Below are 15,082 nucleotides of genomic sequence, written 5' to 3' on the forward strand. Positions count from 1 at the left end.
CTTCTTAGCGAGTGCCCCAGTTGTAGAACTGCTTCTGGAGCTTGAGGTAGACGAACGTCTCGGTCGCATTCACCCCGTCGAGGCTGCGGATGCGCGTGTTGAGCAGGGAGATGAGCTCCTCGTCGTTCTCGCACACCACCTCGGCGAGCAGATCGAAGCTGCCCGCGGTGAGCACGACGTAGTCGATCTCGGGGATCTCGGCCAACTGCTCGGCCAGGACCCGGGTGTCGCCGGATGCTCGGACGCCGATCATCGCCTGGCGCGTGAACCCGAGCTGCATCGGGTCGGTGACCGCGACGATCTGCATGACCCCCGACTCGGTGAGTCGCTGCACGCGCTGGCGCACGGCGGCCTCGGAGAGACCCACCGCCTTGCCGATGTCGGCGTACGACCGGCGGCCATCGGCCTGCAGCTGCTCGATGATCGCCTTCGACACCTCGTCGAGCTGCACGGGTCGATGCCCGTTGGAACGACCTGCGTTCGTCATGGCTCGATTGTGACAGTCAAGGATGCCTCTGGCAAGTGATTCCGTCGCTTCGAGCGCCATTCACAACTGATTCGATGGTGTCGGAGCCCGGTGACCGCGCATCTCGAGCGTCAGCTGCATCGATCGGGCGCCGCCTCCCCGAAGGCGGCCCGCCGCCGACGGTGGGAGACTGGACGACATGCCACGAGGGACGGTGTCGAGCCATGCGATCCCCGGCGACGCCGCCTGGGACGCGATCGTCGGCGAGCGATTCGTCGTCCTGCTCGCCGCGCCGGCGGACGACGACGTGCTCGCGTCGATCGCCGGACTCGCGGCGGACCCCTCGCCGGCGCTCGAGCCGCTGATCGGGATGATCCCCGCGCGGCTCGAACCCGACGAGCACGACTTCGCCATCGTCTGGTGGCCGGGCGAGGACACCGGGGAGGTGACCGCCGTCGTGCGCGGTCGCGCCGTCGTGGACCTCGAGTCGCCGGGCGGCAGCCGGCGATTCGATGCGCGTGGAATCCGGCCGTGGCACCTCGCCGAGTTCCACGACGTCTCCGCGTTGCGGCTCGGCCGGGATTCCGCGCCGCTCGCACCCGTGGTCGGCGGCGCCGTGATCGCGCACGCTCGCGCGCGACTGCGCGCCTCGGCCGTCGAATGGCAGCAGTCGGCGGTCCCGTTCGACGCCGACACGGTCTACAGCGCGACCGCCGCCGACGCCGCGACGGTGCGTGCTGCGCCGCCCGGATCCGCCGACGTCCCGGCAGCCGACACCGGTGAGCTCTCCACGCCCGTCCTCCTGCCACTGGTGCGGATCGCCGGCGGTGAGCCGTTCCTGCCGGAGGGCTCGGTGCTGATCGGCCGCAGGCCGGGGGCGCCGCGCATCCTCGGCTCGCACGGGGCGCCCCGCCTGGTCGCGGTCGACTCGCCGCGGAGGACCGTCTCGTCGACGCACCTCGAGCTCAGGGTGGAGGGCTCACGGCTCGTCGCGAGCGACCTGCGCTCGACCAACGGCACCACCGTGATCGGTCCGCGCGCCTCCCGGCGGCTGCGGGCCGGGGAGTCGATCGTCGTCGTGCCGGGCATGAGCCTCGATCTCGGAGACGATACGATCATCGAGATCCTCCCACCCCCAGGAGTCGATCACCCGACGCGAGACAGGCCGAAGACGTGACGCAGATAGGCAACGGCAACGCGCGCCATCGGGTCGCGCTTCCCGACGGCACCGAGGTCACCCTCTCGTGGGCCGCCATCACCGACACCGGCTTGCGGCGCGAGGTCAACGAGGACAGCTACGTCGCGCAGGCCCCCGTGTTCGCGGTGGCCGACGGCATGGGCGGTCACGCGGCCGGCGATTTCGCGAGCGCCGCCGTGGTGACCCGACTCGCCGAGCACGGCGGCAAGCCCGTCATCGGCACCGCCGAGATCGACGCCTCACTGCACCGTGCCGTGCAGGACATGGGTCGTGGCGCCGGCGTGACCGACGAGGGCAGCGGCACGACCGTGACGGGCGCCGCGCTCGGACTCATCTCGGGCGAACCGGCCTGGATCGTGTTCAACATCGGCGACTCGCGCGTGTACCGCCTCGTGGGGGGCGTGCTCGAACAACTCACCGTCGACCATTCGATCGTCCAGGAACTCGTCGACGCGGGCCAGATCACGCGCGAGGAGGCCGACACGCACCCCCATTCGAACGTGATCACGCGCGCGGTCGGGTTCCACGAGGCGCCGATCCCCGACTACCGGGCGATCGCGGTCGAGGAGGGCATGCGGCTGCTGGTCTGCTCGGACGGCCTCACCAAGGAGCTGACGTCGTACGGGATCCGGCACTTCCTCGTCGCGAATCCCAAGGCCGAGAAGGCCGCGAACCAGCTCGTCGACGCCGCGCTCGGCAACGGCGGACGCGACAACGTGACGGTCGTCGTCATCGATGTCGTCAAGGTCGTTCCGCCCGAGCCCGAGGCGGACGAGCACGACGACGGGGCCGGCGAGACCGCACGGGCCTGAACGCCCGGGACCGCGGGCCGACGGCGACCTACAATGGGGGTCAGCAGGCCCTGCCGGCATCGAAGCCTGCGGCGCTGTCCCGAAGAGCACCGGCCCGACGAGCACTGGGAGGATCGTGTCGCGACGACTGCCGTCCACCCCGCCGACCCTGCCCGGCTTCGAGTTCATCCGCGTACTCGGCTCGGGCGGATTCGCGGATGTGTTCCTGTACGAGCAGAACATGCCGCGCCGACTCGTCGCCGTGAAGGTGCTGCTCGCCGGCGTCGTGAACGACGACCTCCGCCAGATGTTCCAGGCCGAGGCGAACCTCATGGCCCAGCTGAGCTCGCATCCGTCCATCCTGACGGTCTACCAGGCGAGTGTCGCCGCCGACGGCCGCCCGTACCTGGTCATGGAGTACTGCTCGGCCTCCATCGGCCAGCGCTACCGCGCGGTGCAACTCCCGCTCGGAGAGGTCCTCTCGATCGGCGTCCGCATCGCGAGCGCGGTCGAGACCGCGCATCGCTCCGGGGTCCTGCATCGCGACATCAAGCCCTCCAACATCCTCACGACCGCGTACGGGCACCCCGTGCTCAGCGACTTCGGCATCGCCGCGACGCTCGGCCAGGCCGAACGCACCGAAGCGGTGGGCCTGTCCGTGCCGTGGTCGGCGCCCGAGGTCCTGCGCGACGAGACGAGCGGCACCGTCGCGAGCGAGGTGTGGGCCCTCGGCGCGACCGTCTACTCGCTGCTCGCCGGGCGCAGTCCGTTCGAGATCGCCGGCGGCGACAACTCTCCGCAGGCGCTCACCGCGCGCATCGCCAAGGCCAGGCTCGCACCCACCGGGCGAATCGACGTTCCCGCGAGTCTCGAGGCCGTGCTCGCGCGGGCGATGTCGAAGCAGCCGAAGGCCAGGCAGTCGGGCGCGCTCGAGTTCATCCGCGACCTCCAGGCGGTCGAGGAGGAGTTGGGCCTTCCGCAGACGCCGATCGAGGTGGCGATGGACGACTGGGCGCTCGCCACGGCCGTCGACCTCGACGAGCGCACGCGGGTGAGTCCGGCGCGCACCGGCATCGACCCGAGCCGACGCCGGCGGCGGCCGCCCGTTCGGACGGCCGCCTCGACCGAGGTCGAGACGACCGCCGGGCGCGCCCGCTCGGCACCGCCCACGGCACGCCGGCTCGCGTGGGGCATCTCGGTCGCGGCGGTGCTCCTCGTGGTACTCGTCGGCGCCGGCATCGTGACCGTGCTGCAGAACACCCGGACCATCCCGGTCGTCACCGACCTCCGTGGGGCCGCGACCGGTACCGAGGTCACGTTCGAATGGAGCGACCCCGGACTGCGCCAGGGTGACGCGTACCTCGTGCTCGTCGACGGCGACGCCGCCCCGATCCAACGCGAGGCGAGCCTCTCGGTCGACGCCGGAGACCGCGATCGCGTCTGCGCGAGTGTGACCGTCACGCGCGACGGGAAGGCGGGAACCCCGAGCACCGAGCGCTGCGTCGACGTCGAAGGGGTCGGGTGATGCGGTTCGCGTTCCCGCGTCGGCATCGGTCCGCGATCGTCACCGCGGCCGCGATCACGGCCGTCGTCGGGATCGTCGGCACGATCGCGGTGACGAGCGGGGGATACGCGGCCCAGCGGGTCGACCTCGGTGACGCCTCGGTCTGGGTGGCGAACGAGCGACTGCAGGCGGTCGGCCGGGCGAGCACGGCCGCGCTCGAGCTCAACTCGATGGTCGAGACGGGCGGGGGTTCGAGGATCGCCCAGAGCGGCGCCACCGTGCTCGTGTTCGACGCCGACCGATCGAGCGTGGGCATCATCGACGCCGCCGCATCGACGCTCACCGACGCGGTGCCGGTGCCGCCCGACGTCTCGACGCTCGCCCTCGCCGGCGACCGCGTCGTCATCGCCGCCGGCGGCAAGCTGTGGACGAGCCCGGTCGACGAGTTCGCCGACTTCAAGGAGAGCGCCGATCCCGACCTGACGTTCGGTGCGGGCGCGGTCATCTCCGCGGCGCCGTCGGGCCTGCTCTTCGCCTACGCCCCGTCGACGGGCGATCTCTCGGAGGTGGCCGCGGCCGACGGCGACCAGGTGGCCGCCAAGTGGTCGCTCGAGCCCTTCCCCGCCGACCACCAGGTGCAGGTCACGTCGGTCGCCGGACGGTGGGCGGTGTTCGACGTCGACGACCGGAAGCTCGTGATCGACGGGCGGACCGTCGAACTCTCCGAGGAGATCGGTCCGGGATCCGCGCCTCGCCTGCAGTCGCCGTCCGATGACGGCAGCGAGGTCTGGATCGCGCATCGGGGCGGGCTCGTCGCCGTCGACCTCGCCGGCGGCGCCGTCCGCGTCGCGACCGACGACCGGGACGGCGCGCCGGCGGCGCCGGTCGTGCACTCCGGCTGCGTGTACGCCGCGTGGTCCGGCGGCACGGCGTGGCGTTCGTGCGACGGCGGCGGTGCGCCGGTCGAGTTGGACGGGACTGCGGGCGACGATCTGGCGTTCATGGTGAACGGCCGCTCCATCGTGCTCAACGACCGCGCCAACGGACGGACCTGGGCGGCGGACGCGGGCTTCCGCCGGATCGACGACTGGCAGAAGCTCATGAAGACCGAGCGCGACGACGAGGAGGTCGAGCGCAACGACCCCGACAGCGAGCCCGAGATCGAGAAACGGCGAACCCCGCCGGTCGCCGAGGACGACGAGTTCGGTGCGCGGCCGGGGCGCACGACCGTGCTGCCCGTGCTCCTCAACGACTACGACGCCAACGGCGACGTGCTCGCGATCGCGGGCGTCGACGGCGAACTGCCCGACTGGGCGCGGCTCGACCTGATCTCCGATTCGCAGGAGCTGCAGCTCACGCTCGACGATGCGGCCGCGGGAACGCTCCGCTTCGGCTACGCGGCCGACGACGGGCACGGCGGCTCGAGCCGGGCCACGGTCGAGATCGAGGTGCGCTCGCCCGATGAGAACGCCCCGCCCGAGCAGCGACGGCCGATCCGCGCCGATGTCGCCGTGGGGGGTCGCGTGTCGACACCCGTGCTCGGCGACTGGGTCGATCCCGACGGCGACCCGATGTACCTGCGGCGGGCCGAAATCCCCGAGCCCGATACGGGGTCGTCGACGGCCGAGGGCACGGTCGTGCTCCTGGCGCGGGACGCGGCGCACGACGAACGCACCGTCCCGCTCGTCGTGTCGGACGGCCGTGACGACGGCGGCGGGGCGCTCGAGGTCGAGGTGCACCCCGAGGGCTCGGTCCCGCTCGAGGCGGAGCCGTTCATCGCCCTCGCGACGGCCGGCCGCGAGATCGTCGTCGATCCGCTGCGGCACGTGCGCGGCGGCAACGGGCAGGTGAGCCTGAGCGCCGTCCCGGCCAAGCCCGACGTCCGCATCACACCCGACTTCGACGGCGGGACGTTCCGGTTCACGAGCGACGAGGTCGGCACGCACTACCTCGAGTACACCGTCACCGACGGATCGAACCCCGCGACGGGCTTCGTGCGGGTCGACGTGCAGGCCCCGCCCGACCGGGACACCACCCCGATCACGGTGCCGCACACCGCCTTCGTGCGCGTCGGACAGCCCACGACGGTCGACGTGCTCGCGACCGACATCGATCCGACCGGCGGCCTCCTGGTCCTGACGGAGGCGGGGGAGGGCGGTACGCCGCCGGACGGCGTCCAGGTGGAGATCGTCGACCACGGACTGCTGCGGGTCACGCTCGCGGCACCGCTCGAGACGGGATCGGACGCCTTCCCGTACAGGGTCAGCAACGGCCTGGCCGAAGCGACCGGCGAGGTCACGATCGTCGAGGTCCCCGAGCCTGAAGCGGCGCAGGCGCCGCTGGCCGCCGCCGACACGGTCTCGGTTCGCACGGGCGATGTCATCGACATCCCGGTGCTCGAGAACGACGAGCAGCCCGACGGGCTGCCGTTCACCCTCGCGCCGGATCTCGTCGACGAGCCCGACGCCGGCCTGCTGTTCACCTCGGGCGACCGGCTGCGTTATTTCGCGCCGAGCGAGGCCGGCGAGTACACGGCGACCTACCGCATCGACTCGGAGGGCCAGTTCGCGACCGCCGCGGTCACGATCTCGGTGCGCGACGCCGACCCCGAGACGAACACCGATCCCGTCCCCTCGACGGTGACCGCCCGCGTCATCGCCGGCGAGACCGTGCGGATCCCGATCCCGCTCTCGGGGGTCGACCCCGACGGCGACTCGGTGCAGCTGCTCGGCCAGCAGTCGAACCCCGAACGCGGTGCCGTCGAGGAGACGGGTCCCGACTGGCTCGACTACCGGGCCGGAGACTACTCGGCGGGCACCGACGAGTTCGAGTACGCGGTGATCGACGCCCTCGGCGGGCGGGCCGAGGGCACCGTGCGCATCGGCATCGCGCCCCGCGCGGACCGCCCCGTGCGTCCGATCGCGGCCGACGACCTCGTGACGGTGCGTCCCGATCGCACCGTCACCGTGCCGGTGCTCGACAACGACTCCGACCCCGGTGACGCGCCGTTGCGGATCGTCGGCGTCGACGGGACGACCGACGCCGCCGAGGCGCGCATCGTCGACGACCGGATCGAGGTCGACGTTCCGCCGGGTGAGGGACGGTACGGCTTCAGTTACGTGATCGAGAACGAGTCGCTCGGGCGGGCGCAGGCATGGCTCTGGATCGACGCCGACGAGGACGCGCCGCTCGCCCGGCCCGTCGCCGCCGACACGGTGCTCGGCCTCACGGACATCGCCGGCGAGGACTCCGTCGTCGTGCCGGTGCTCGAGCACGTCTTCCTGGCCGACGCCGACGTCGACGACGCGGGCGTGGACCTCGTCGACCGATACCGGCGGGGAGCCGAGGTCCTGCGCGACGGCTCGATCCGAGTCGACGTCGAAGACCGTCGTCGGGTCGTGCCCTTCGTCGTGAGTCATCCCGACGACCCCCGGGTCGAGGCGTACGCGTTCATCTGGGTGCCGGGCCGCGACGATGCGCTGCCGCAGCTGCGCTCCGACGCGCCCGATGTCGTGGTCGCGAGCGGGGAGGCCGTCGAGCTGGAGCTGGCCGATTTCGTGATCGCGGCGTCGGGCAGGCCCGTGCACATCACCGACGAGGCGAGCGTGCGCGCCTCGCACAGCGACGATGCGTCGCTCGTCGTCGACCGCGACACCCTCAGGTTCCGCAGCGAACCCGGCTACGCCGGGCCGGCCTCCATCTCGTTCACCGCGACCGACGGCGACGGGCCCGACGACCCGACCGGGAGGACCGGCACGATCGTCATCCCGATCGACGTGCGAGCCGACGAGGACGAACCGCCCGCGTTCACCGGGGCGGTCATCGACCTCGAGCCCGGCCAGACGAAGCCGATCGATCTCCGGCGGCTCACCCTGCCGCTGGCGACCACGACGACGCCCGATCGCACGTACCGGATCCTCCCGCCCGAGGCGGAGGGCTTCGACGTGCGTCTCGACGGCGACGAACTCACCATCACCGCGCGCTCCGACACGCCGTTCGGAACGCGTTCGGCCGTGCTCATCGGCGTCGCCGACGAATCCGGCGAGGGATCGGGCGGGCGCATCGAACTGCATGTCGTGCCGTCGACCAAGCCGCTCGCGAGCCCGATCGAGGATCGCGCGATCGCGGTCCGCGGGCGGACGACGACGATCGACGTGCTCGCCAACGACGAGGCGACGAACCCGTTCCCCGACACCCCGCTGCGCGTGGTGGCCGTCGAGCTCGAGGGCGTCGGCGAGGGGGTCGACGTGGCACCCGGCGAGGACCGGTCGACGCTCACGGTGACCGCGGCGCCGGACGCGGCACCGGTCAACACGACCGTCAGGTACCAGGTCGAGGATGCCACGGGCGCGGTGTCGCGCCGCGCCTGGGGCACCGCGACCATCTCGGTGCAGGACCGACCCGAGCCCGTCGTCGCGCCGCAGGTGACGGGCTTCGGCGACGGCACCCTCGACATCGCCTTCGGCGCCGGCGGCTTCAACAACTCGCCGATCACGGGATACGAGATCGCGCTCCTCGAACCCGGCACGGGCGATCCGCTGTCCACGACGATGTGCGCCGCCACCAGTTGCACGGTCGCGACCCCCGGCAACGGGCAGGGCAACGCCGTGGACGTGCGGATCCGGGCGCGCAACGGCGTCGGCTACTCCGACCCGCAGACCGCGCCGGGGTCCGTGTGGTCGGACGTCATCCCCGCGCCTCCGAGCGGGCTGGCGGCCCTGCCGCTCGACGGCCGGCTGCGCATCGTGTGGAACCCCGTCTCGACGGGTTCGGGCAGCGCCGTGCACTCGTACGTCGTCACGGTCGCGGGCATCGCGACCGAAGTGACGGCATCGGCCTGCACGCCGAGCGAATGCCGCGTGGACTCGCAGGCGCTCGCCAACGGCAGCCGGGTGCCGGTGAGCGTGAGCGCACGCAACGAGGCGTATCCCGCGCTCGCCGTCTGGACCGACGCCTCGACGGCCGGCACGCCGTTCGGCCCGCCGGCGGCGGGTTCGATCGACGTCGCGGCCGACGCCGCGGCCGGAGCCGTCACCGTCACCTGGTCGCCGTTCGCGGCGAACGGCGACCCCGTCGCCGGCTACTTCGTGCAGCGGCTCGTCGAAGGTGCGGGCGGCGTCCCGACGGGGGCGCAGGCCTGCCAGGTCACGTCGCCGGCCCCGGGCACGGTCATCCCGCCCACTTCGGGAGGAACCGTCGCCGAGACCGTCCGCGTCGGGCCCGAGACATCCAGCCTGCGGTTCGCGGGAACCGCAACGGAATCGACCCGGTACTCGTTCATCGTGTGGGGCTACAACCGCGCGGGCTGCGCGCACACCGAGGTCGCCGGAACGGTCGTCCGCCCGGGGCCCGGCCGGGTCGACGGCGTCGACAGCGGGATGGCGTGGAACGGCCCCGAGATCTGGGACCGGTACATCGACGACGTCGACGTCTCGACGTCGCGGGTCGAGATCGTCGGCGTCGACGACCACGGCGTCCAGATCGCGGGCACGAGACGGGAGTTCCGCGGGTCCGGCTGGCTCCGGGACCTGCTGAGCGAGCGGTTCGACTTCGGCGAGACCGGGCGGTTCCAGGTGCGCGGCTGCACCGTGTGGGGCAGTTGCGGACCCTGGTCGGACGTGCTTCCCTCCGGCGAGTCGCCGACGCTGACCTTCGCCCTGCCGAGCCGGCAATGGGACGCGAGGCGAGCGATGTGGTCGTGGACCGAGGCCCCGGACAACTCGGGCCTGCCCGTGGAGTTCCGCTGCGGGCTCGCGGGCGAGGCGGACGGCCGTCCGGCGCAGACGCCGACGAGCTGCGAGATCCCGGGCGCCGGTCCCGGCGACACGGTCTGGTTGGATGTCAGGATCGCCGGAGTGAGCGCGCGCTACGAGGCGAAGAGCAAGGAGACGCAATGACGATGACCCCCGATGAGGCCGCCGGCTTCGCCGCGACGCTCGACCGGCTCGTCGCCGCGGTCGAAGAGGTGCTGCTCGGCAAGAACCGGGTGGTGCGCCTGGCGTTCACCGCGCTCCTGAGCGAGGGGCACCTGCTGCTCGACGACGTGCCCGGCACCGGCAAGACCTCGCTCGCGCGCAGCATGGCGCAGTCGGTCTCGGGCGCGAGCAACCGGGTGCAGTTCACGCCCGACCTGCTGCCCGGCGACATCACCGGCGTCACCGTCTACGATCAGCGCGAGGGCGTGTTCGAGTTCCATCCGGGCCCCGTCTTCGCGAACATCGTGCTCGCCGACGAGATCAACCGGGCGAGCCCGAAGACCCAGTCGGCGCTGCTCGAGGTCATGGAGGAGGGCCAGGTCACGGTGGACGGCCAGACCCACCCGGTCGGTCACCCGTTCATGGTGATCGCGACCCAGAACCCCGTGGAGCAGGCGGGCACGTACCGCCTGCCGGAGGCGCAGCTCGACCGCTTCCTGATGCGCACCTCGATCGGGTATCCCGACCACGCGTCGACCATCCGGATCCTGGAGGGGGCCGACCAGCGCGCGCACGACCACCGCGTGGAACCCGTGGTCGGCGCGGACGACGTGGTCCAGCTCGCGGCGCTCGCCCGGACGGTCTACGTCGATCCGACGATCCACGACTACGTCTCGCGGCTCGTCGACGCGACCCGCACGGCACGCGAGGTGCGCCTCGGCGTGAGCGTCCGCGGGGCGCTCGCGCTCATCCGGGCGGCGAAGACCCACGCGGCGGGCCGCGGCAGGCACTACGTCGTCCCCGACGACGTCAAGGCGCTCGCCGAGCCCGTGCTCGCCCACCGGCTCATCCTCGATCCCGAAGCCGAGTTCGACGGCGTGACCCCGTCGAACCTCGTGGCGCAGGTGCTGATCGAGACGCCGCCGCCGTCCACGAAGCAGGCGGTATGAGCCTTTCCGCGACGCGAACGACGATCCCCGAGGAGGCCAGGAGCCAGGGCCTGCTCGCCGTCGTCATCGCGCGAGCCGTGCGCGGCGGCAGGGCCGCCGGCGGTGCGGTCATGCGCTGGAGTCGCGCCGTGCAGGGCGTGGTCACGCCGCTCGGCTGGGCGGTCGCGGGCGCGGCGGCGATCTCGCTCCTCGTCGGCTACAGCTGGGGGCTCGTCGAGATCATCGCGCTCGGCTGGGCGTTCGTCGTGCTCATCGCCGTGGCCGCGCTGTGGCTCGTCGGTCGCGGCGCGGGTGAGGTGCACCTCTCGCTGCCGACGCCGCGCGTCGTCGTCGGCGATCACGCCGAGGCGCGGCTCGTCGCGAGCAACCGGGGCCCGCGCCGGTTCGGCGGCGTGCAGCTCGAGGTGCCGGTCGGCCAGCGCGTCATCGAGCGGGTGCTGCCCGGCCTGCCGCGCGGCGGCACGTTCGACGAGGTGCTGCGCATTCCCACCGAACGCCGCGGCGTCGTCCCGATCGGCCCGGCCCGGACCGTGCGGGCCGACCCGGTCGGCCTCATGCGCCGTGAGATCGTCTGGTCGGAGACCGTCGAGCTGCGCGTGCACCCGCGAACCGTGGCCGTCTCCGCGCTGAGCACGGGATTCATCCGGGACCTCGAGGGTTCGCCCACTCGCGACCTCACGACGAGCGACATCGCGTTCCACGCGCTCCGCGAGTACCTGCCCGGTGACGACCGGCGGTACATCCACTGGCGTTCGAGCGCGAAGACGGGCACGTTCATGGTGCGGCAGTTCGAGGAGTCGCGACGCAGCCGGCTGATGGTGCTGCTCGATCTCGATCCGGGTGCCTACGTCGACGACGCCGAGTTCGAGCTCGCGGTCGGCACCGCGGCATCCGTCGGCGCGCGCGCGATCCGCGACGCGAGGAGTGTCGTGTTCGTCGTCTCAGGGCGGCTGTCGGGTCGGACGGGGGCGATGCGCGAGCTTCCGACCGTCTCGCGCGACCGACTCGTCGACGCGCTCTGCCTGGTCGAACGCGACGAGCGGGCGGCGCTCCTGCCCGACGTCGCGCGCACGGCCGCCGAGTCGCTGCACGGCCTCTCGCTGGCGGTTCTCGTGACCGGGTCGGCCCGGGGAGTCGCGCCGCTGCGCTCCGCGGCGAGCCGTATGCCCCAGGGCATCGAGGTCGTCGCGGTGCAGTGCGCCCCCGAATCGCATCCGACGGCGCGCACGGTGGGCGGCCTCACGGTGTTCGGCATCGGTTACCTCGAGGACCTGCGCGCGATGCTCGCGAGATCGGCGTCGGTCGCATGAGTTCGCGCATGGGGCTCGGGCCGGGCCGCGCGTGGCCGGTCGCGATCAGCACCGCACTCGTCGCCGCCATGCTCGCGGCGTCGATGATCCCGTGGTGGCCGATCTACGAGAGCCCCGCCTTCTTCGCGGCCGCGGGCGCGGCGATCCTCGCCGGCAGTGCGATCGCGCTCGCCGGAGCCCGCTGGTCGTGGCCGGCCTGGCTCGTCGCCGTGTGCGTGGTCGCCGCGTACCTCGTGCTCGGCGTGCCGGTCGCGGTACCCGACCTGGCGCTCTTCGGCGTGCTGCCCACACCCGAGGGCCTCGTCGAACTCGTCGCGGGAGCCGCGCTCTCGTGGAAGCAGCTCGTCACGATCGCGGTACCGGTCGGTTCGTACCAGGCACTGCTCGTGCCGCCGTTCCTCCTCGGGCTCGTCGCCTCGACGGTGGCGCTCACGATCGCGCTCCGCACCTCCCGCCCGGCCGCTGCGGTGCTGCCGCCGGCGGCGCTGCTCATCACGGGCATCGCGCTCGGCGTCGTGCACGACGACTTCGCCCTCGAGGCGGGGCTCGCGTTCTTCGTCGCCGCCGTGGCGTGGTTCGTCCGCATCCGGATCGCCGACCGGCGGGCGATCGGCGGCGGACGTCGGGTCGAGTCGACGCTGGCCGACGCGCGGCGCGTGCTCGGGGCATCCGCCCTCGTCGCCGTGGCCCTCGTGGGCGCGACGGCCGCGGCGGTGGCGCTGCCCACGCCGCCGCGCAACGTCGTCCGCGCGGAGCTCCAGCCGCCATTCGAGCCGAGCGAGCACGACAGCCCGCTCGCCGACTTCCGGACGGCGTTCGCCCCCGACGTCGCCGACGAACCCATGCTCGACGTGCGCGGGCTGCCCGAGCGCACCGGACTCTCGATCGCCGTGCTCGACACGTACGACGGCATCGTCTACTCGGTCGGCGGCTCCGACGGCACGGGGCCGTCGGGACGCTTCAGCAGGGTGCCGTACCGACTCGACCAGTCGCTCGAGGGCGGGACCACCGCGCGCATCGACGTCGAGGTGGAAGGCTACCGCGACGTCTGGGTCCCCGGGATCGGCCGGCTCGAGCGCATCGAGTTCGCGGGGCCGCGAGCGGACCGGCTGAGCGAGTCGTACTTCTACAACGACGTGACGGGAACCGGCGCCGCCGTCGACGGCCTGCGGTCCGGCGACCGGTACGTCGCGGTGTCGGTCGTGGCGACGCGCACCGCGCTCGCCTCGCTCGAACCGGGCACGAGCGTCCTGCCGGCCCTGCCCGAACTGCCGCCGTCGCTCGTCGAACGGCTGGAGGAGTGGGCGCCCGCGACGGCGACGCCCGGGGAGCGGCTCGCCGCGGTCATCGACGGATTCCGCAACGACGGCTTCGTCAGCCACGGTCTCGACGGCGAGGAGCCGAGTCGCTCCGGGCACGCGCTCGACCGCATCGAGGAACTCGTGACCGAGGAGCCGATGGTCGGCGACGGCGAGCAGTACGCCGTGGCCGCCGCACTCATGGCGCGGCAGATCGGGTTCCCGGCCCGCGTCGTCGTCGGCTACCTGCCGGGCCCGGGCACCGATCGGGATGCCTCCGCCGGGGTGGTGCGCTTCAGGAGCGCCGACCGGCAGGCCTGGATCGAGGTGCAGACCTCGGACGGCGTGTGGGTCGCGGTCGATCCGAACCCGATTCCGGGTCCGATCCCGCCCCGCGAGCCCGAGCAGCCGAAGATCGTCTCCCGGCCCGAGTCGGTGCTCCCGCCGCCGGCCGAACGAACGCCGCTCGTCGACGAGGCGGCGGGTCCGGGCTCGTCGCCCGACGGCGGCGACGACGGCGACGACTGGTTGCAGGCCCTCCTCGGCGGTCTCGAGGTCGCGGGAGTCGTGCTGGTCGGCGTCGTCGCGCTCTGCAGCCCGCTCCTCGCGATCGTCGTCGCGAAGCTCCGCCGGCGTCGCCTGCGACGGCGGGCGCCGACGGCCGTCGAACGGATCGAGGGCGGATGGCTCGAGTTCGCCGACTCGGCGGCGGACTACGGGTATGCGATCGTGCCGACCGCGACGCGTGCGGAGCAGGCGGCGACGGTGGGCGGGCTCGCACCGCTCGTGCTCGCCTCGGTGGTCGACCGGGCGGTCTACGCGCCCGGCGGACCCGCCGCGGGCGACGATCAGAGGGTGTGGGCGACCGTCGACGAGCTGCAGCAGCGCCTCGGCGCCTCGCGCAGCGTCCGCGACCGGCTGCGGGCGGCGATCTCGCTGAACTCGCTCGGCGGGTACGCTGTCAGCCGGAGAGGAGCCCGTTCGTGAACTGCCGGATCTGCGGTGCCGAACTGCCTGCCGACGCGATGTTCTGCGGCGAGTGCGGCAGTTCGACGAGTGCGACGCCTGAATCGCGGCGTCGACCGGATCCGCGTCCCGGCGACACGACGAGGGTCGAGCGGTTGCCCCGCTCGTCGCAGCGCAACAGCGGCGTGATCAGCGTGCCGGTCGAGGGATTCCGCCCGGCAGAACCGATCGTCGAGGCGGGCGCGGGCGCGGGCGCGGGCGACGCCGCCGAGCCGGGCCGCCCTCGATTCTCACTGCGGTTCAGCACGGGGGAGACGCGCACCGTGTTCGGCTCGGGGCTCATCGGGCGCAAGCCGATGCCGCAGCCCGGCGAACGGTTCGACCACCTCGTGCAGATCGCCGACCACACCCTGTCGGTCTCGAAGACGCACGTGGAGTTCGGGGAGCACGAGGGCACGCTGTGGGTCGCCGACCGCTTCTCGAGCAACGGAACGGTCGTGCGTCGACCCGATGACGGCGCCGTGCGCTGCGAGCCCGGCCGGCGGTACCTCGTTCCACGCGGAAGCCGGGTCGAGCTGGCCGAGCAGTACTTCTCGGTCGACTGACCCCTCCTCCACAGCGCCCTCGGTCGCTCGACCCGTCCACGGCGAGCGGCGACGCCGCACCTTCCGCATCGGGCGATGG

At 72.7% G+C, this 15,082-nt stretch carries 9 protein-coding genes; 8 read left to right on the plus strand and 1 reads right to left on the minus strand.

The window, feature by feature from the left end; genetic code table 11:
* Positions 1 to 4: 4 nt before the first annotated feature.
* Positions 5 to 487 (minus strand): Lrp/AsnC family transcriptional regulator, encoded by a 483-nt coding sequence (locus AC3RJ7_RS11330; protein WP_491455933.1) that lies wholly within the window; start codon positions 485 to 487, stop codon positions 5 to 7.
* 178 nt (positions 488 to 665) lie between these two features.
* Here AC3RJ7_RS11330 and AC3RJ7_RS11335 point away from each other — a divergent pair, with 178 nt between their 5' ends.
* From AC3RJ7_RS11335 to AC3RJ7_RS11370, 8 genes are all read left to right on the plus strand, one after another.
* Entirely contained in the window at positions 666 to 1,643 is a 978-nt protein-coding gene (locus AC3RJ7_RS11335; RefSeq protein ID WP_491455934.1) for an FHA domain-containing protein, read from the plus strand.
* Complete coding sequence (locus AC3RJ7_RS11340; RefSeq protein WP_491455935.1) at positions 1,640 to 2,476, plus strand: PP2C family protein-serine/threonine phosphatase; 837 nt, start codon at positions 1,640 to 1,642, stop codon at positions 2,474 to 2,476. The genes AC3RJ7_RS11335 and AC3RJ7_RS11340 overlap by 4 nt, the downstream gene beginning before the upstream one ends.
* 112 nt (positions 2,477 to 2,588) lie before the next feature.
* On the plus strand, positions 2,589 to 3,980 hold the full coding sequence (locus AC3RJ7_RS11345) for a serine/threonine-protein kinase (RefSeq protein ID WP_491456168.1): 1,392 nt from the start codon (positions 2,589 to 2,591) through the stop codon (positions 3,978 to 3,980).
* The gene (locus AC3RJ7_RS11350) at positions 3,980 to 9,856 is read left to right on the plus strand and encodes an Ig-like domain-containing protein (protein WP_491455936.1); all 5,877 of its coding nucleotides are present in this window, start codon (positions 3,980 to 3,982) and stop codon (positions 9,854 to 9,856) included. The genes AC3RJ7_RS11345 and AC3RJ7_RS11350 overlap by 1 nt, the downstream gene beginning before the upstream one ends.
* On the plus strand, positions 9,853 to 10,824 hold the full coding sequence (locus AC3RJ7_RS11355) for an AAA family ATPase (RefSeq protein WP_491455937.1): 972 nt from the start codon (positions 9,853 to 9,855) through the stop codon (positions 10,822 to 10,824). The genes AC3RJ7_RS11350 and AC3RJ7_RS11355 overlap by 4 nt, the downstream gene beginning before the upstream one ends.
* Entirely contained in the window at positions 10,821 to 12,134 is a 1,314-nt protein-coding gene (locus AC3RJ7_RS11360; RefSeq protein ID WP_491455938.1) for a DUF58 domain-containing protein, read from the plus strand. The genes AC3RJ7_RS11355 and AC3RJ7_RS11360 overlap by 4 nt, the downstream gene beginning before the upstream one ends.
* Positions 12,131 to 14,419: a transglutaminase TgpA family protein gene (locus tag AC3RJ7_RS11365; protein WP_491455939.1), complete on the plus strand. Its 2,289-nt coding sequence runs from the start codon at positions 12,131 to 12,133 to the stop codon at positions 14,417 to 14,419. The genes AC3RJ7_RS11360 and AC3RJ7_RS11365 overlap by 4 nt, the downstream gene beginning before the upstream one ends.
* A gap of 134 nt (positions 14,420 to 14,553) precedes the next feature.
* Positions 14,554 to 15,003, plus strand: a complete 450-nt coding sequence (locus AC3RJ7_RS11370; RefSeq protein WP_491455940.1) for an FHA domain-containing protein — start codon at positions 14,554 to 14,556, stop codon at positions 15,001 to 15,003.
* The last annotated feature ends 79 nt before the right edge of the window (positions 15,004 to 15,082 follow it).

The sequence above is a fragment of the Agromyces solani genome, assembly GCF_058349925.1.